Source organism: Rhizobium sp. YTU87027, from assembly GCF_050644135.1.
In the GTDB taxonomy this organism is placed as follows: domain Bacteria; phylum Pseudomonadota; class Alphaproteobacteria; order Rhizobiales; family Rhizobiaceae; genus Rhizobium.
The window spans coordinates 2,921,638-2,939,493 of the sequence record NZ_CP098440.1 but is presented as its reverse complement, the minus strand read 5'-3'; the positions used below and the strand labels follow the sequence as shown (position 1 = coordinate 2,939,493).

The 17,856-nt window shown below is 60.0% G+C and carries 17 protein-coding genes; 11 read left to right on the top strand and 6 right to left on the bottom strand.

Annotation, left to right across the window (positions count from 1 at the left end):
- Nucleotides 1-17 precede the first annotated feature (17 nt).
- Together NBG89_RS14555 and NBG89_RS14550 are read left to right on the top strand one after the other, a co-directional pair.
- On the top strand, nucleotides 18-1,472 hold the full coding sequence (locus tag NBG89_RS14555) for a DUF3300 domain-containing protein (RefSeq protein ID WP_431322698.1): 1,455 nt from the start codon (nucleotides 18-20) through the stop codon (nucleotides 1,470-1,472).
- A gap of 34 nt (nucleotides 1,473-1,506) precedes the next feature.
- Nucleotides 1,507-2,442, top strand: coding sequence for a DUF2950 domain-containing protein (locus tag NBG89_RS14550; RefSeq protein WP_431320542.1), 936 nt, complete (start codon nucleotides 1,507-1,509; stop codon nucleotides 2,440-2,442).
- Between the two features lie 156 nt (nucleotides 2,443-2,598).
- Here the strand turns inward: NBG89_RS14550 and NBG89_RS14545 are convergent, their stop codons facing one another.
- Nucleotides 2,599-3,060, bottom strand: coding sequence for a hypothetical protein (locus NBG89_RS14545; RefSeq protein ID WP_431322697.1), 462 nt, complete (start codon nucleotides 3,058-3,060; stop codon nucleotides 2,599-2,601).
- 102 nt (nucleotides 3,061-3,162) lie between these two features.
- Nucleotides 3,163-4,965 carry a hypothetical protein gene (locus NBG89_RS14540; protein ID WP_431320541.1) on the bottom strand — a complete coding sequence of 601 codons (1,803 nt, stop codon included), beginning with the start codon at nucleotides 4,963-4,965 and terminating at the stop codon, nucleotides 3,163-3,165.
- Between the two features lie 416 nt (nucleotides 4,966-5,381).
- On the opposite strand from NBG89_RS14540, the gene NBG89_RS14535 reads away from it, so the two are divergent.
- From NBG89_RS14535 to NBG89_RS14515, 5 genes are all read left to right on the top strand, one after another.
- Nucleotides 5,382-5,579 (top strand): hypothetical protein, encoded by a 198-nt coding sequence (locus NBG89_RS14535; protein ID WP_088692207.1) that lies wholly within the window; start codon nucleotides 5,382-5,384, stop codon nucleotides 5,577-5,579.
- 61 nt (nucleotides 5,580-5,640) lie between these two features.
- The gene (locus NBG89_RS14530) at nucleotides 5,641-6,285 is read left to right on the top strand and encodes an alpha/beta hydrolase family protein (protein ID WP_431320540.1); all 645 of its coding nucleotides are present in this window, start codon (nucleotides 5,641-5,643) and stop codon (nucleotides 6,283-6,285) included.
- A 114-nt stretch (nucleotides 6,286-6,399) separates the two neighbouring features.
- Nucleotides 6,400-7,362 (top strand): glycine betaine ABC transporter substrate-binding protein, encoded by a 963-nt coding sequence (locus tag NBG89_RS14525; protein WP_431320539.1) that lies wholly within the window; start codon nucleotides 6,400-6,402, stop codon nucleotides 7,360-7,362.
- Nucleotides 7,359-8,054 (top strand): L,D-transpeptidase, encoded by a 696-nt coding sequence (locus NBG89_RS14520; RefSeq protein WP_431320538.1) that lies wholly within the window; start codon nucleotides 7,359-7,361, stop codon nucleotides 8,052-8,054. Before NBG89_RS14525 ends, NBG89_RS14520 begins: the two co-directional genes overlap by 4 nt.
- Before the next feature lie 100 nt (nucleotides 8,055-8,154).
- Nucleotides 8,155-8,448 (top strand): hypothetical protein, encoded by a 294-nt coding sequence (locus NBG89_RS14515; RefSeq protein WP_431322696.1) that lies wholly within the window; start codon nucleotides 8,155-8,157, stop codon nucleotides 8,446-8,448.
- Nucleotides 8,449-8,481: 33 nt separating this feature from the next.
- Here the strand turns inward: NBG89_RS14515 and NBG89_RS14510 are convergent, their stop codons facing one another.
- The 4 genes from NBG89_RS14510 to NBG89_RS14495 form a co-directional block, all read right to left on the bottom strand.
- Nucleotides 8,482-10,725 carry a glycoside hydrolase family 2 protein gene (locus NBG89_RS14510; RefSeq protein ID WP_431320537.1) on the bottom strand — a complete coding sequence of 748 codons (2,244 nt, stop codon included), beginning with the start codon at nucleotides 10,723-10,725 and terminating at the stop codon, nucleotides 8,482-8,484.
- A gap of 148 nt (nucleotides 10,726-10,873) precedes the next feature.
- Nucleotides 10,874-11,785, bottom strand: a complete 912-nt coding sequence (locus NBG89_RS14505; RefSeq protein WP_431320536.1) for an SMP-30/gluconolactonase/LRE family protein — start codon at nucleotides 11,783-11,785, stop codon at nucleotides 10,874-10,876.
- A 100-nt stretch (nucleotides 11,786-11,885) separates the two neighbouring features.
- Entirely contained in the window at nucleotides 11,886-12,707 is an 822-nt protein-coding gene (locus NBG89_RS14500; RefSeq protein WP_431320535.1) for an SDR family oxidoreductase, read from the bottom strand.
- An 84-nt stretch (nucleotides 12,708-12,791) separates the two neighbouring features.
- A complete protein-coding gene (locus NBG89_RS14495; RefSeq protein ID WP_431320534.1) occupies nucleotides 12,792-13,979 on the bottom strand; it encodes a phytanoyl-CoA dioxygenase family protein in 1,188 nt (395 codons plus the stop codon).
- 92 nt (nucleotides 13,980-14,071) lie between these two features.
- Between NBG89_RS14495 and NBG89_RS14490 the strand changes: the two genes are divergently transcribed.
- The 4 genes from NBG89_RS14490 to NBG89_RS14475 all read left to right on the top strand — a co-directional run bounded on the left by NBG89_RS14490 (nucleotide 14,072) and on the right by NBG89_RS14475 (nucleotide 17,828).
- Nucleotides 14,072-15,094 (top strand): LacI family DNA-binding transcriptional regulator, encoded by a 1,023-nt coding sequence (locus tag NBG89_RS14490; RefSeq protein ID WP_431320533.1) that lies wholly within the window; start codon nucleotides 14,072-14,074, stop codon nucleotides 15,092-15,094.
- A gap of 62 nt (nucleotides 15,095-15,156) precedes the next feature.
- The gene (locus NBG89_RS14485) at nucleotides 15,157-16,374 is read left to right on the top strand and encodes an adenylate/guanylate cyclase domain-containing protein (RefSeq protein ID WP_088692234.1); all 1,218 of its coding nucleotides are present in this window, start codon (nucleotides 15,157-15,159) and stop codon (nucleotides 16,372-16,374) included.
- Between the two features lie 125 nt (nucleotides 16,375-16,499).
- Nucleotides 16,500-16,931, top strand: coding sequence for an OsmC family protein (locus NBG89_RS14480; protein ID WP_431320532.1), 432 nt, complete (start codon nucleotides 16,500-16,502; stop codon nucleotides 16,929-16,931).
- Nucleotides 16,932-17,219: 288 nt separating this feature from the next.
- The gene (locus NBG89_RS14475; RefSeq protein WP_088692233.1) at nucleotides 17,220-17,828 is read left to right on the top strand and encodes a TetR family transcriptional regulator; all 609 of its coding nucleotides are present in this window, start codon (nucleotides 17,220-17,222) and stop codon (nucleotides 17,826-17,828) included.
- The last annotated feature ends 28 nt before the right edge of the window (nucleotides 17,829-17,856 follow it).

The following is a 17,856-nucleotide window of genomic DNA, read 5'->3' as shown; positions in this document are numbered from 1 at the left end:
AAGGAGGTCGGCGCATGATGAAAGCAGGATCCCTCAGATTGCTGGCGGGGCTTTCTACCCTGGCAATCATTTCCATGCATCCGGGACCACCGGCATATTCACAGACCACGACCCCCACACCGAAGCCTGCGTCGGCAGAGACGGCGGCGCCCACCGAGCCTGAACCGGATCTCCTCTCCGAGGACGAGATGGAAGTGCTTGTCGCCCGCATCGCGCTTTATCCGGATGAGCTCGTCGCCGCGATCTCTGCAGCATCGCTGTTTCCGCTGCAGATCATCGAGGCTCAGCGCTTCCTGGAGGCGAAGAAAAAAGATGCCAATCTCAAGCCGAAGGACGACTGGGATGGGAGCGTCATATCGCTTCTGAATTATCCTGACATCGTCAAGATGATGAGCGAGGATCTCGATTGGACTCAATCGCTTGGCGACGCGCTAACCAACCAGCAAAAAGATGTGCTGATCGCCATCCAGCAGCTTCGCGATGAAGCGGTGGCGAAGAATGTCATCAAGACCGACGACAAGATCACCGTGGTGACCGAGAACGAGAATGTCGTCATTCGACCGACCGATCCGGAGAAGGTCTATATCCCGCAGTACCCGCCTGAAATGCTGTACGAACCGGGCTATGCGGTCGAACCGATATCCTATTATCCCAATTATTACGACAACTACTATTACCCGGGCGCCGGATTCTTCGCGGCCGCGGTGACGGGCGTCGCCTGGGCGGCAATCGTCAATTGGGACGATTGGGGTGTCTGGGGCGGCAACTGGGGCGGCGACCTCGATATCGACTGCAACAACTGTTTCAACGACCGGAATTTCAACGGCAAGGTCAACTGGAACGACGTCGATTGGACAAAGGTGGATCGCAGTAAGCTGAATATCGACAGGGACCAGCTCGCCAACATCGATCGCTCGGCGATCAAATCCAGCCTGCAGTCCGATAATCGCAACCAGCTCAAGAACAAGGTCAGCGACCGACAGGCAAACCGCGGCCAGGGAAGCAGAAATGTCAGCGCCCGCGCCGACGATATCCGCAAGAATACGGCGGAGGGCCTGAAGGGAAATCCGAGAGCGGGGAACATTGCCGCGAACCGGCCGGGGGCATCGCGCCCGGATGCCCGCCCAGGCAATGTCGCCAATCGCCCGGATGCCCGTCCAGGGAATGCAGCCAACCGACCGGGCAACGCAGCCAACCGTCCATCAAAGGCGGCAGCCAAGAATAGGCCAAGCGGCCCGAAGATGGCGGCACGACCCGACAATCGTTCGCGCCAACCCAACGCCCTCGGCAACGTGCAGTCCGGCCGGCGTGAGGCGGTCGCTTCCAAGCGAGGCGGACAGAGCATGGGAGGCGGGCAGCGCGGTGGCCCACGTCCCTCCGCCCAACGCTCGCGCCCGATGCCGCACGGCGGCGGCGGCCGCGGCGGTGGCGGTCGTGGGGGCGGCGGTCGCGGTGGCGGCGGCCGGCGATAGGGTGTCCAGCTATTCAGATTTCCGGAGATAAACCATGAGACCACAGTTGAAATTGATCCCGCTGTTGCTCGGAACGGCTCTCTCCCTGGCGTGGGCGGCCCCATCCATGTCGCAGACCCAGACGGATCTTCAGGAGTTCGAGGCTGGTGCGCCACCGTCTTTCGATGATCCATCGGCGGCGCTTCAACGGCTCAAGACCGTGCTGAGTGCCAATGATGTCGATGGCTTGGCTGGCCTTCTCGGCCTGGACGCGGCCAAGCTGCGATCCAGCAACGAGGCGATGATAAGCTACGGAACGATCCGTGAGGGTGCTGCACGGCAATTGCAGTTGCAGGATATCGGCGATCGCAAGGTGGTTCTGATCGGTGACGTCCTGTGGCCGCTGCCCTTTCCCCTGTCGAAGAGCAAGGATGGCAAATGGGCGTTCGACACGGAAGTCGGCCTGCAGGAGATCGTCAATCGGCGCGTCGGCCAGAACGAACTCTCGACGATCCAAACGATGCATGACTATGTGAATGCCCAATACGCCTACGCGCAACTCGACGAGGACGAGGACGGTCTCTTCGAATTCGCACAGAAGCTGATCAGCACCCCAGGGAAGCGCGACGGCCTCTACTGGGAGCCCGGTGCCTTCGATGAAGAGAGTCCGGCCGGACCGCTGGTCGAAACGGCTGCCTTCAGCAAGGCGAAGCGTGGCGAAGGCTATTATGGCTACCGCTATCGCATCCTGACGGCTCAGGGCCCGAACGTGATCGGCGGAAAACAGAGCTACATCGTCAATGGCAACATGACGGGTGGTTTCGCGCTGATCGCCTGGCCGGTCAAGTATCGCGTGACTGGGGTTCAGACTTTCATCGTCAACGGTGCCAATATCGTCTACCAGCGGGACCTGGGACCGCAGACGGAGGAGCGCGCAGCAGCGATCAAGGAGTTCAATCCTGACGACAACTGGACGATCGTGCGCGATTGAGATCGGGGAGTTTAAAGTGGGGGGCAGAAGGAGCCGCGCGGAAACGCGCGGCTTTTCTCGTTGCTGTTTCGCTCAACATCAGGCAACAGGGAAGTCCAGCGCCGGCATTGCGATCCTCGCAATCGGTGCAACGGTAATTAAACACTCACTGGCGCGCTAGTCGACGGGCGGCTCCCAAGTCAGGAAAAAGCCGACGTCGCCGGGAATGCCACCGGGGAAATTGATAATCGCCGCCTTCAAGCCGTAACCCTGGGGCTTTGCGACCGCTTCAAAGAGCTCGTAGATTTCTTTCGCCTTGCCTTGCAGGCTATTCTGCCAGCCGGGCAGGTTGTTGTTGATGCCTCGGCCGCTGTCCGTGCAGAGGCTGGACGGGAAGCTGTAGATCATTGCTTCGTATTTTCCGTCCGCGGCCGCCTTCATCACCAAGCGCTTGATGACCGCGCGTTCGGTGTCGCCGATATGCTTCTGGAAAAAATCCTCGACGAATTCCGCATGTTTCGTCGCCTCACGGTCCTTTATCTTCTGGTCGCGTTCCATCTCCGCGAGCTGAAGTTCAAGCGCACGCTTGCGCAAATCTTCGGCACTGGTCATCGACTGAGGGGTCTCGCTTGCAGTCATCGCCATGTCCTCCAAGGTTTTCCAAAGGATAAGGTGAGTACGGACGTTAAGGCAGTAAAATACACGTCGGATGGGGTAGCATACGGTATGCTACGTCGCGACCTACTGGCTGCCGATCATGCGATCGGCAGGAGGGATTGCAATGCCGGAGGCGCGCAGGCCGTCGAGGAAGCGCTCCTGGTCTTGCGGACGGTGAAGACGCAGCGCCACTTCCTTGCGGATGTTGCCGAGAAGCACTGGATCATTCGTCTGGAGCCAGTCCCGCTCGCGCCGTGCTTCATCAAGTTTGCCTGATGCGCCGAGTACGGCTAGCAGAACAAGATGATGCATTGGGTTGTGTTTCAAATCGGCCATGCGGGCCCAAAGCTCAGCTGCCTGATTGTCTCCCCTGATATAGGCGCATAAGGCCAGGCCGACCTCGTAATATCCCTTCGGGCCGGGATTTCTGCTGATGGCACTGGACATCAGTTCACAGCCCGTATCCCATTTCCCGGACATTGCGAGCCGGAAGCCATACTCGCCTGCGACTTCGGTGTCGTTCGGGTTGATGGCATAGGCTGCAGACCCCGCGCGCAATGCGGTATCGACATCGTTGCTGAAGAAGCTTGCAAGCATGAGGGCCTGCAATGCGCGCGCGTTTTGTGGGTCAAGATCCACGGCTCGCCTGGCAGCATCGACCGCCTGCGCCAGTGGGTGCGGCGACTCGGCTTTGACTTTGTATTGGAAGCGGACCTCATCGAGATAGGTCAGCGAGAGCAGGGCCCAATAGCTGGAGTAGGTCGGAAGTCGCTTGGTTGCCCTCTCCAGGCAGTCTCTCACGGCAGCATGCTTTTGCGGATCGAGCTCGGCCCGATACGCATAATACGACAGCGCACATGAATAAGCTTCCCAGTCGCCGCTGTCAGGCTTGATGGCTTCGGCGGCGTTCGTCTGGAAAATGATGCCATATGGCTGCGCAACGGTGGTCGCAATGCTCTGTGCGACCTCGGTTTGCACTTCCAACGTGCTGCGGTCGCGAAGGTCTGCATCATAATTGTTTGCCCAGAGTACGGCGCCATCTGCCTGTCGGGTGAGCCGCACGATCAGCCGCATTTTGTCGCCTTCGATACGAACGCTCCCTTGCAGTGCGAACCGAGGCTCTCGTGCCTCCGCTCCCGGCTCCGCGCCGGGGGCAATCACAAGAATCTCCCTGAACTTCGTGAGTTGACCGATGATTTCATCAGTCAGTCCTTGGGCGATATCCGCCGTGGCAGCCTTGCCTGGAATATTCTGGAATGGCTCGACGATGATCCTGGGTTGCGCGCCGTCGTTTGAAACAGAAGCTGCGGGCAACAGCGATGAGGTGACAAAGGGAAGGAGCGGCGGATGAACGAAGCTGACAATCCCTATAATCAGCGCAGATGCGGGTACGACAAGCCACATCCAAGCCCGCTGGCGGGCGGGGGCTGGCTCGACAGGCGTCGGCGTCGGTGCAGCGGGCTGCAATTCTGATTGCTCGCCAAGATCAGATGCCGCTTGAACAGCGGGTCCGCAGCCGCCTTCGGCGTAATCGAAGGATGGTACATACCCGCCCTTTGGTATCGTCACAACGATGCTGTCGGCGTGGCCGGCAACCAGATAGTAGCGTTCGAGCGCCCTACGGATCCGGCCGGCTTCGATCCTGACGACGGGATCGTTTTGAGCGTCGAAGGATGTGTCCCGCGCGAATACCTCTTGTGCAATCGTGTATGCCTTCAGGTAGTCTGCACGGCCCGAAAGGGTCTCTTCGACAATGAACTCAAGAAATCGTCGGCCCCGATCGGGGGCATGAAACTCGCCACTGGAGAGGATGCGCTCGATCTGATCATGTACTTCATTGATCGTGGGATTGGCTGCCCCATCCCTGCTTGCTCGGGAACTTTGCATTGCAGGCGCCCTCAGACTGTTCCGTTGCTCAGTCCTTTATGTGTATCTGATTATATATTAAATCTTCTAAATCAGATGGTTGCAATACAAATTGTTGGTCTACTCTAAGAGGTTGGCTTTTTGATTTGCGGCGCAAAGGTTTTCATGAGTAAACCTGCCGGGAGAAGCGACGGGTCACCGAGGAAGCGCAGTTTAGACAGCGGTTGATCGTGGGGAGGGGCGTCTTCTGACGGTGTACAGGTTTAGTTGCTTAATGGTAACCACCGGCCGTCACGGGGGCTTCTGTGCGGAGTTTCAGTCGATATCCGATGTATTGTTACTGTATCCCGCGCGGTTGGCAGGCGGGAAATGTTGTCGGGCATGGTCGGAACATTTAACGCGGTCGCAGGTTGCTTCTGTAAATTAGGAGCGAAGCGATGCTGATTCTTGAAGAAATTCTACTCGTTTCTGCCGATCGGGTGGCGTGCTGTCGCGGTCAACTTGAGCTGGATCTCGACCAAATGATCCAGGAGCTCGAGCGGTCTGGCTTCTCCCGCAAAGAGATCCTGGTCGCCATGAGCGAAATGATCAGCGAAGAATTCTCGGCGCTTCCCGACATGCCGAAATTCCATTGACCGATTATCATCTCGCTCGTTCGATATGGTGAGGCCTCGCTCATTGCGCTATGACATCGCAATGAGCGAGACGTTTCTGATCACCGGCCCGGACAATCCCTCAGCCACCATCCTGCTTGCTCACGGTGCCGGCGCCCCGATGGACTCGAAGTCTATGACTGCTGCCGCGGGAGCGCTTGCGGCAAGTGGGTTTCGCGTTGCACGTTTTGAGTTCGCCTACATGGCCGCGCGTCGCACGTCCGATGCGCGAAAGCCACCGCCGAAAGCCGAGACTCTGATTCCCGAATATAGGGAGGCTGTAAAGGCGCTCGCGAACTCCGGGCCGCTGATTATCGGCGGCAAATCGATGGGTGGACGAGTGGCGAGCATGGTCGCCGACGACCTGTACGAGCAAGGCTCGATCTTTGGATTGTTGTGCCTCGGCTACCCCTTTCACCCACCCGGCAAGCCACAACAGCTGCGCACGGCGCACCTTAAAAATCTGCGCACGCCGGCGCTTATCTGCCAAGGGACGCGCGACGAGTTCGGAACGCGTGAAGAGGTATCGACCTACTCTCTTTCTTCTACAATATCAGTCCTTTGGCTTGAAGATGGCGATCACGATCTTGCACCGCGCAAGAAAATCTCCGGCTTCTCCGTCGCTGATCACCTCGCCACGATGGCTGCGCGCGTCAAGGCTTGGGTGGGTGACAACTGCCCTCAGTAGGCCCGCAAGCGAACGTCAACTCGACTTGACGGATGTAGGCGCTTTATGCATGTTCGCCTGCAAGATGTAACGTGCATTTCTACGATCCTTTCTCGCATGTTTTGGGGGGCAGGCATGACGAAGTGCGTAGCATGTTCAGGGCTCTTCTCATCCGTCTTTGCCGCAGCGCTTGCGATGAGCAGTGCCGTCTTCGCCGCCGATCTCGTGATCGCGATGCCGAACTGGCCTTCCGGGCAGGCGACGGCGAATATTCTCAAGATTAGCATCGCCAAGGAGTTTGGGCTCAATGCCGATGTGGAGGAGCTTGGGACACTGCTTGCCTTCAACGGCATGGAGAACGGCACAGTCGACATCGAACCGGAGGTCTGGCAGCCCAATCTCGAGAACGTCATCAAGACCTTCGTCACCGAAAAGGGCGTCGTGGTTCTCGCCAAGCGTGGCGTGCCTGCATGGCAGGGTATCTGCGCGACACCGGCTGCCGCCGAAAAGGGCCTAAGATCGATCGCCGATCTCAGCGATCCGGAAAGGACCAAGATTCTGGATACCGACGGTGATGGCAAAGGCGAGATGTGGCTCGGCGCGCCGACATGGTCCTCGACGGGGATCGAGCGGGTGCGGGCGAACACCTACGGCTATGCCAAGAACCTGACGCTGGTCGAGTCGGAAGAAGAAGTCGCGATGGCAGGGCTGGATATCGCGATCGCGACGAACCAGCCGCTGGTCTTTGCCTGCTATGCCCCGCATTTCATTTTTGACCTGCACAAGATCGTCCGCCTTACCGAGCCGCCGCACGATGCCAGCAAGTGGAAGCTCGTCGGTGCCAACGATCCACTCTGGGTCACCAAATCCTCGGCATCGACGGCCTGGGACGCCGCCAATTTCCGCATTGGCTACGCTGCGGCTTTCGCGAAGAGACATCCTGATATCGCAGCGTTCCTGGAGAAGGTCGATCTGACGCCAGAGGACGCGACCGCGATGAGCTATGCGCTCGAGGTCGAACGCGTACCGCCGCTCGACTACGCGAAAAAATGGGTCGCGGACAATGCGAAGCGCGTGGATGGGTGGGCCAACAAATGACGGCAAGCAACAGACTTCCGGCGAAGACGAATGAGGTTGGACGGCGCAAACTGACCTCGGCCCTGATCGCGGCCGCCGTCTGTGTCGGCCCTCTTGCTGCCTGGGCACAGACGCAGATCTACGATTCCAAAACGCACACCTGGGTCAACTACGACAAGAAGAAAGCGCGCCAGTACTACGCGCGCAACAACCAGGCGCCGGAAGCGTTCCGGATGCAGACGGTGACGTTCCGAACGGCAGAGCCGCCCGGCACAATCATCATCGACGGCAACCAGCATTTCCTCTACCTCGTTCAGCCGGGCGGACAGGCTATCCGCTACGGCATTGGCGTCGGCCGCGAGGGCTTCGGATGGGCCGGGATCGTGCGAGTGGGCCGGACAGCGGAATGGCCGACCTGGACGCCGCCGGCCGAAATGGTGGCGCGCGATCCGAATGCGGCCAAATGGGCCGCCGGGATGCCGGGCGGTCCGGAAAATCCGTTGGGTGCCAGGGCCCTCTACCTCTACGAAGGCGACCAGGACACCATCTATCGTATTCACGGGACCGCAGAGCCCTGGACCATCGGTCTCGATGTGTCCTCTGGCTGCATCCGCATGAACAATGACGACATTGTGGACCTTGCGTCACGGATCAAGATCGGCGCCAAGGTCATCGTGCTGATGCAGGGGGCTGCACTCTACAAAGGTGTCTGAGTATGGGCCGGCTCAACGCCGGAGAGGGAACAAATCACACGAGTCGGGGGACACGGTTTTGTGGAAAAACACCGCGAAGAAGATTTCGATCGGCCGGATGATGGCGGCAATGACAAGCGTCGCGCTCGTCGGTGCCTGCACGCCACCGACGCCGCCCGCGCCTGAAAGCATGGCGCGCACGACGCTGCAGACCGCTCCCGCTGATCTGCAGCTGCTCTGCGCCAATTCGGCGGCCGGGGTTGCTGGTCCGAACGCCAAGGTTCTGCCCACGGCCTCCCGCCAGTTGCCCGACGGAACCTTCGGCGTCGACCTCGACGCCGGCGGCAAGAAATTCTCGTGCGTCGTCGATAACAACGGCACGGTTCGGTCGGTGCAGCCGGCGCAGTCCGGATGATGGCACGCCCTGCCGGGCGCACCGCCAATATGCTCAACTGGCCGTCAGTTCGATCTTGACCGCAGGGAAGCGGTTGCAGCTTGCCTGTACGCTGATTGCACCGGTCAATCCGGTCGCCTCCAACCAGAAGCCCGCCGTGCCCCCCTGCAGCGGAACCGATGCCGGCCCGACAATCTTTGCAGGCCCGTCGACCTGCAGGGTGACATTGTCGTTCATGAAGGGCAGGCGCTGCCCCTGCTGGTCAAGCGCGCGGATGATGACACGGGTGGTGTCGCGTTCGCGGGCCTTTAGCGTTGTGCTGTCGGCAACGAGCTGCAGCGTCGTCGGCAATGGATCGGCGACAAGCGTCAATTTGGCGACAGGTTCGCCGTCAATGTAGCCGGTGAACTCGCCGTCGATCCATTCAAGCCCCCACGTTCCAAGCTCATCAGGCGTGAAATGACGGTGGTCGAGAACGATAGGCGGGTGCGGCAGGTGCGGGTAGTTCTCGCGATCCGGGCCGATCCGCTTCGTCACTGCGCCGTATTGCAGTTCTATCTCGTCGCAGTTGGTGAGGATAATCAGCGGCAGTACGCCACCGATATTGCGCTCGCCACGAGCCCAGAAGGTGACCGGCTTCATCACGATCTCTTCGGAAGGATCGCATTGGCTCGCATAGACATAGGCTGCAAACTTCGGCTCGCGGAACATGTCCATGACGCCATGGTAGCAGATCCGGTCGCCGGAGCCGAAGTCCTTGTGAGTGTTGTAGTCGAACATGCACCAGCCGATTGCACCCGCGATGTCAGGATCGCCAGAAGCGGCATTCAGCACTTCGAGATGCCGGCGCACATGCTCTGCCTGGCGGGCCTCCTGGTCGTAGATCTTGGTGGGATACATGTGGCCACCAAATTCGGTGATCATGTACGGCACCTTGTATGACAGGCCGGTCGATTCCTGCTGCGGGCGGAGCGCCGTGCGCGGGCGGTTGTTGCCGGGCAGCTCCTCGTTGCCGAGGATGAAGTCGTTCATCGTATAGACGTCTTCGAGCAGTTCGCTGTCCGTTATGTAGCGGACGCCGCCGGTCTGCCGCGTGCGGTCGAGTTCACGGGCAAGCCGGTTCGTTTCGACGTAGAAGTCATGGCTGTCCTGCGACTCGTTGATGCGAACGCCCCAGATGATGATCGACGGATGATTCCAGTCGCGCTCGATCATGCGGCGCACGTTGCGGATCGATTCCTGCTGCCATTCGACGTCGCCGATATGCTGCCAGCCCGGAATTTCCTCGAAGACCAGAAGGCCGATGCGATCACACCGATCCAGGAACCACTTCGATTGCGGATAATGCGAAGTGCGGACGATATTGCACTTCAGTACGGATTTCATGATGTCGGCGTCACGCTCCTGGGCCGATCTGCCTGCGGCATAGCCGACATACGGAAAGGCCTGATGGCGATTGAGACCACGCAGCTTGAGCCGCCGCCCGTTGAGAAGAAAGCCTTCGGTCGTGAACTCGGCGGTGCGGAAGCCGAAGTGCGACGAGACGCGGTCGGAACCATGGCTTGTCTTAAGGTCGACGGTGACTTCGTAAAGTGCGGGATTGTCGATATCCCAGAGGGCTATGCCGGTAAGGCCATCGAAAGAGAGCGTAAGGTTTTCACCACTGGTTTCCGCGGAAGCCGTGGCGAGCACGCGCCCATCCCCATGCTTTAGCGATGCCGATACCGAGCCCAGGAAGGTCAGTTGTTGCGGATTGGCAAGATCGACACGCACGCTTGCCGACTTTTCCTCTGACAGGACGTTGTGGGTTTCGATCTTCAGGTTGCCGATGGAAACCGGGTCCGTGACCTTCAGCCAGACGTCGCGATAAATGCCGGCATAGGTCAGGTAATCGATACGGCCGCCGAAGGGCGGAATCGCTGGATTTTCGCTGCCGTCAATTTTCACGGTGACCAGATTGTCGCCCATCACCAGCTTGCCGGAGAGACGTGCTTCGAACGGTGTGTAGCCATCCTTGTGGGCGATGATCTCTTCGCCGTTCAGATAGACGACGGCATCGGCCATGGCAGCGTCGAAGACGAGCGAGACCTCGCGACCCACAAACTCGGGCATCCAGCGCAGAACCTTTTGATAGGTGAATGCCCGCTGGTAACTTGTCTCGTCGAAGTAGTTGAACGGCAGTTCAACGGCCGTATGCGGCAGGCTGACGATCGCCGCGCTGTCGAAGCCCTCGAGCAGACGTTGGCCGAAACCTTCGTGGAAACTCCAGCTCTCGTTGAAAGAGACGACAGAACGCATCTCAGGCTCCCATGAAAAAGGCGTTGCGAACGGATTGGCATCCCTGAAGGGCGCGTGAAAACTCAAGCATCGATGATTCTTTCCGGGTGGAGATGCCTAGCTCGGTAGGCAGCGCTGGCGTCCTGGTTCGATGGCGCGCGATGCTATCTTATGGATACTGGGCGCCGTTGGTGGTGGTGTAAATCGAATACAGCGATTGGGTGGCGGTGATGAACAGGCGGTTCTTTTTCACGCCACCAAAGGCGATGTTCGAAACCGTCTGCGGCACCTTGATCTTGCCGAGCAGCGTGCCGTCGGGCGCGAAACAGTGAACGCCGTCAGCCGCGCTGGTCCAGAGATTGCCGCTGACATCGAAACGGAAGCCATCCGGCACGCCGCTGTCAATTGAGCAGAAATACCGGCTGTTCGTCAGCTTCTTGCCGTCGACAACATCAAAAACGCGGATGTGGCGCGGGACCTCATGGTTGGAGGAGCCGGAATCGGCGATGTAGAGCTGCTTCTCGTCAGGCGAAAAGGCCAGGCCATTGGGTTGGATGAAATCGGTCGCGACTGCTTCGATTTCCCCCGTCGGAGCGTCGATGCGGTAGACGTTGCGGGTTTCCTGTTCGGGCTCTGCCTTGTGACCCTCATAGTCGGACATGATGCCGTAGGTCGGATCGGTGAACCAGATCGAGCCGTCCGACTTGACGACGACGTCGTTCGGGGAATTCAGGCGCTTGCCTCTGTAGCTGTCGGCCAGCACTGTGATGCGGCCATCGAATTCGGTGCGGGTGACGCGCCGACCGCCGTGCTCGCAGGAAATCAACCGACCCTGGCGGTCGCGCGTATTGCCGTTGACGTAGTTCGAGGGAGAGCGAAAGACCGAGACGCAGCCGTCGGGCACCCAGCGCATCATCCGCTCATTGGGGATATCGCTCCAGAGCAGGCAATTCAGATCGGAGAACCAGACGGGACCTTCGGCCCAGCGGCAACCGCTGTAGAGTTCCTCCAGCCGGGCGCTGCCGGCGATCAGGCCACGGAAACGGTCGTCACGGATGTCATAGAGCGCATCTTCCGACACAGGTCAGCTCCTCCCAAAGCGATGTGACGCCCTTCGTAAACGTAAACGGTGATGTGTTCCAGAGCCCGGCGCTGGCAAAAGCGTCAGGCTCTGCATTTTTTCAGAGAGCTGTGTCCGGATGCGGCGAACCGTCATAGGCGCCCCAGATCGACTGGTCGAAGCAGATCATCGAGCCGGTCATGAGGCCGGATTCCGCCGAGGAGAGATAGGCGCAGGCGCGTGCCACTTCCTCCGGATCGACGAGGCGACCGAACGGCTGGCTGGCGGCCGCCTTTTCCAGCCAGTCAGCCGGTGCGCCGTGGAATTCCCGCTGAACGCGATCCTCGCCCTCTGAAGCCATCCAGCCGATATTGAGGCCGTTGACCCGGATGCGGTTGCGTAGAAGCGCGTAGGCTGTGTTCTTCGTGAGGGTTTCCAGGGCGCCCTTCGAGGCGCAATAGGCGGCAATGAAGGGCTGCCCTGCCTTGGCAGACATGGAGCCGATATTGACGATGGTTCCCTCGAGCTTCTCGCGCCGCATCACCTTCACCGTTTCCTGTATCAGGAAGAACGGCGCGCGCACGTTGATGGCGAACATGGCGTCGAAGAGTTCCGGACTGGTGTCCAGAATGGTGCCGCGGTCGGTGATGGCGGCCGCATTCACAAGGGCATCCACGCGGCCGAACGTCTGGTCGCAGACATGAACGACGTTTCGAGCGTCCTCGACCTGCCCGAGATCGGCTTTGACGTACACGACCTTGACGCCCGTGGCGGCGGCGATCTCTTCGGCCTTCGCCTTCCCCTTCTGCTCGTTGCGGCCGCAGATGACGAGGCCCTTGGCGCCGCGCTCGGCAAAGAGGCGGGCGATTGTTGCCCCGAGTCCCTGTGTGCCGCCGGTTACTATGGCGATCTTGCCCTCGAGACGGCTGTGGTCTGTTGTCATGCACTCCTCCTTTGAAAGATGGGCGATATGCCAAAAGCTCCCGGCACCACGGCGCCGGGAGCTGATGTCGTCAATGCGGATGCGTCAGCTTAGTCGCCGCTCGCTCTGTTGCGCCAGTGCCGAGAGGAACCGCCCGTCATCCCAATTCTCCTCAAGCGCCTCGTGCATCAGCTGCGCTTGCGTCTTCGGCGCGAGCCCGCCAAGCGGCGGGTCGCGGTCGAGGTTGGTCGGGAACGAGTAGCCCTCTGCGCAGGCGGCAACGGCGTTGCCGATCTCGGCTTCGGACAATTTGCCCCTGAGGGCCTTCAAAGCCCGGAACAGCTGAACGCTCATGCGCTCGCGGTTGACGGTCTCCATCGCGCGGCCGAATGCGGAGGAGACCTGTAGCAGATTGGCGACGCGCTTGATGTCTGTCGACCGGTTCGTACCGGCTGCGTGGAAAAGGGCTGGATTGAAGAACACCACGTCGCCCTTTTCGAGTGGCAGCTGGACATGATGGGTCTCGAAATAGTCCTTGAACTCCTGGCGCTTGAGCGCGAGGTAGCCCGGCTCATAGGTCTGGCTGTGCGGCAGGAAAAGGGTAGGGCCGCTTTCGAGCGGCATGTCGCAATGAGCGACCGCGCCCTGCAACGTCAGTACCGGGGACAGCCTGTGCAGATGCGCCGGGAACCGCTCGATCACCTGGGAAGACTGGAAGCCGAGATGATAGTCACGGTGAGCGGACTGTGCCGCGCCGCCCGGATTGACCCGGTTAACCTGGGCGGTCATTTGATAGCTTGGGCCGAGCCAGGCCTCGCTTGCGATCGCGACGATGGGGTTTGCGTAATATTCGGCGAAGTTTTCGGGGTCGGCGAGGCAGTGCTTTTCCAGCGAGTTCCAGATGCGGTCATTGGCGCCTGGCTTGGCAAAGTGATCGCCGCCGCCGGTTGCCGTACGGTGCTGCTCCTCGATAATCTCGTCGAATATTGCGCTGGCGCGGTCGATGACACCGGTATCCCTGTAAGCGCGCTTGAAGACGACGACGCCTGGGCCCTCGCCGAAGGCTTCGCAGATCTCGGCGAGAACCGCCCTGCGGCCTTCGGGGCTGGCGATCGCGGCAATGACCTTGGCGCTGTCATAAATCAGAATGTTCTTTTCCACGGCCTCCGCCGTCGGATAATCGGCCAGAGCCGTCGTCTTCTCGGCAAGCTTGCGGAAATCGCCGAGATCGCAGGCATCCTCGGTCAGCCAGACGCGATCGGCGCGCAGTTTCTGAAGGTTGTCGGTTTTCATGGTGCTCCTCCCGTTCCGATGAGGGCACTATACGCTGCCGAATGGTGTGTTATAGATCAGGAATCCATCAAAAAACCATCAAGACGGATTGCGTGGCACATCGGTTTCTCGTCAAGGATATCGCCTTCCAGGCCGGGTTGAGTACCGCGACCGTGGATCGCGTTCTCAATGGCAGGAGTGGCGTCAGGCATCAGACGATGATGCGGGTGCAGGCCGCGATTGCAGAGTTGGAGAAGCAGCAGACCGGCGGCGAGGTGAGTGGACGCAAGCTCGCCATTGATGTGGTCATGGAAACGCCGGAACGCTTCAGCACTGCCGTTCGCGATGCCTTCGAGGCGGAGGTTGCCACGTTCCTGCCGATGGTGTTCCGGTGCCGTTTCCATTTCGCGGAGGTGATGAAGCAGGCAGAGTTGGTGCAACTGCTCGACCGGATCCGGCTGCGTGGCACCAACGGCATCGTGCTGAAGGCGCCGGATGTTCCTGATGTCGCCGCGGCCGTTTCCCGCGCCACGGAGGCGGGGATTCCCGTGGTGACATTGGTGACGGACCTGCCGAATTCGTCACGCACCGCTTACGCAGGCGCGGACAACCGGGCAGCCGGCGAGACGGCCGCTTATCTCATTGGGGAGCATTTCGGCGACGCGCCGGGGCGCGTGCTCGTCACACTCTCCAGCGGTCGCTTTCGCGGCGAGGAGGAGCGGGAGATCGGCTTTCGCCGCCTGCTGCGCGAAAGCTATCCGCGGATTGGCGTGACCGAGATCAGTGAAGGACACGGCACCGATGCGGCGACAGGCACGCTCGCCATGCAGGCTATCGCGGCGGACCCGGCGATCAACGCGGTTTATTCCATTGGCGGTGGAAATCGGGCGGTGGTGGCTGCCTTCGAAGCGGCGCAACGACCAGTCCGTGTCTTCGTTGCGCATGATCTCGATGCGGACAATCGCGCTCTGCTCACCGCTCGCAAGATCAGCTTCGTGCTGCATCATGATCTGCGCACGGACGCCCGATCGGCCTTTCGCGCCGTCATAAGCCGATCGATGAGAGGCGGAATTGCGCCTCCGGCATTGTCGGCGGTGGAAATTGTTACACCTTACAACATGCCTGTCTTGGGTTGAGCTTTGCCTTTCCCTTGTCGGCGAAATCGCGATACAGCTTTCGCACCAGCGAGGGAAACGGCATGGAATACAGTGAGATAGGAACAGTTGCGGCCTGGCTGACGGAGCAGGGGCTGAAAGGCGCCTCCGAGGCGGAACTCCTGACCGGCTTCTGCAACATCTGCCGCGAGCGGGGCCTGCCGCTCGATCGCGGCATGGCGCTGATGGACACGCTCCATCCCGTCCACGAGGGTCGCGCCTTTCGCTGGGACAGCCGGGAGGAAATCGAAGCCGAATTCGAGTACGGCCCCTCCAGCGAAGGTACGGCGCTGGAGAGTTGGCAGCGATCCGCCTTCTACTATCTTTGGGCCGGCGAAGAAAACGAGGTCAGGCGGCGCATCGGCTTCGGCGATCCAACCGACTTCGTCATGCTCGAATCGATGCTCGAGCAGGGCCACACCGACTTCGTCGCGATGGTCCATCGCTTTGCCAAGGCAGGCACGATCGGCGAAATGGATTGCTTCTTTTCTCATTTCGCAACGCGCCATCCGGAGGGCTTTTCCGATCACGACCTCGCGATCCTGCGAAAGCTGGTGCCGGTGCTGGCGCTTGCGATCAAATGCATCGCATTGGCGCGCATCGCCAGGACGATTGCTGAAGTCTACCTTGGTGACGACGCCGCGCGGCAGGTGCTGGAAGGCAAAATCACGCGCGGCAAGTCGGAGCGTATCTCGGCAGCTCTATGGTTCTCGGATCTTCTGAATTACACCAAGATATCGGACAGCGCGCCGCCGGAAGAAATCCTGCCGATGCTGAATGCATACAGCGATGTCGTCATTTCCGCGATCCACGAGGCGGGCGGCGACGTGTTGAAGCTGATCGGCGATGGGGTCCTGGCTATCTTCAAGGCCGACGAGCCGGCCGACGCCTGCTGCGCGTCGCTGCAGGCCGAGCGATTGCTACGGCAAAAGCTGAAGGTGTTGAACGATGAGCGCGCGCTCGAGGGACGCCCGACGACGGAGGTTTATATCGGTCTGCATATCGGTGATGTCTTCTACGGCAATATCGGCAGCCGCGAGCGCCTGGACTTTACGGTCATCGGGCCTGCCGTGAACGAGGTTAGCCGGATTGCCTCGATGTGCCGATCCGTCGATTTCAACGTGCTGATGTCGTCGGAATTTGCGGCCACGATCCCCGAGGGTGAGCGCGGCGCTTTGGCCTGCGTCGGTCGCTATGCGCTTAAGGGCGTCAAGCGCGCCCAGGAACTCTATACGCTTGATACGGCGCGAATGGAGATCTGATCGTCCTCCGGGTGTGCGCCTTGAAGAAATTTCACGGCGTTGTCGCCTTCTGCCGATAGAGGATTATATCGCGTTAAAGAGGCGATGCCTCTTTCAGCTTCCTCTAACCCGGATAGGAGAACGGCATGCAGATCAATCGTACAGGTTCAGCGCAGTGGTCGGGCGGTCTGAAAGATGGCAAGGGGCAGATTTCCACGCAGAGTGGCGCGCTCAAACACTATCCCTACGGTTTTTCAAGCCGCTTCGAAGGTATCCCAGGTACAAATCCGGAGGAGCTGATCGGGGCGGCGCATGCGGGCTGCTTCACGATGGCACTGTCGCTCATCCTGGAAGAGGCGGGCCTCAAGGCGACCGATATGGAGACGACGGCAAAGGTGACGCTCGAAAGCGTGGAGAGCGGTTTCGCCATCACGGCGATCCACCTTACGCTGACCGGCACGGTTCCGAACACCGATGAAAGGACATTCATCGAACTCGCCAACAAGGCCAAGGCCGGATGCCCGGTGTCGAAGGCGCTCTCGGCTGTTCCGATCTCGCTGGACGTCAAGCTCGCCTGAACGATGACTTAAGACCGAGTGCCGCGCATTGATGCCGGCACTTGTCTGCCTGGTCTTTCAAGTTCCATTCTATCGCAGCGCCATGCCCCGCAGCTTAGGTTGGCGGGCGAGATCGTGCGCCTTGGCCTTCCCCCATCATTCCGAATTCCGATCCAATTTACTGACCGCAGCACTTTAGCGGCGTCGGGACGGCGTGGCATTCCGAGAAAACCTTGACAAATTACGATTGATATTTTACGACTGACGAAATTCGAAAATCGTCAGTCGTAAGTGAGGTGTCCGAAATTGATCAGCGATGCTGCGGAAAATACGATCGAAGTAGTCCGTCAGGAGAATGTGACGCGCATTCTCGACGCTGCCGAACGGCTTTTCCGTCATTACGGATATACGAAGACAACGGTTGCCGACATTGCCCGCGATCTTGGCATGTCGCCGGCCAACGTCTACCGCTTCTTTGCCTCAAAGGTGGAGATCCACCAGGCGATCTGCGGCCGCATGCTCGCTGCCAGCTACCAGATGGCCTACGACGCCTGCCACCTGCCCATCAGCGCGTCCGATCGGCTGCGCAAATTCGTGCAGGGCCAATACCAGATGACCGTCGAGACCATGCTTGACCAGGAGAAGGTGCATGAGATGGTCGTCGTCGCCATCGAGCGTGACTGGCACGTCATCGAAAAGCATGTCGACAGTATTCATGAATTGCTCGCCGATGTGATCCGCGAAGGGATCGCTGCCGGCGAGTTTGCCGAGCAGGATGCGGATGTCGCCTCACGCTGCTTCGGGGCGGCCACCGTTACCCTCTGTCATCCGCAGATGGTGGCGCAATGTCTCGCCAAGACCAACCGCGCCACCGTCGACGAACTGGTCGAGTTCTCGATCAGGGCGCTGAAGAAATAATTCGTGGCAAGGGCCGCAGATCAACCGA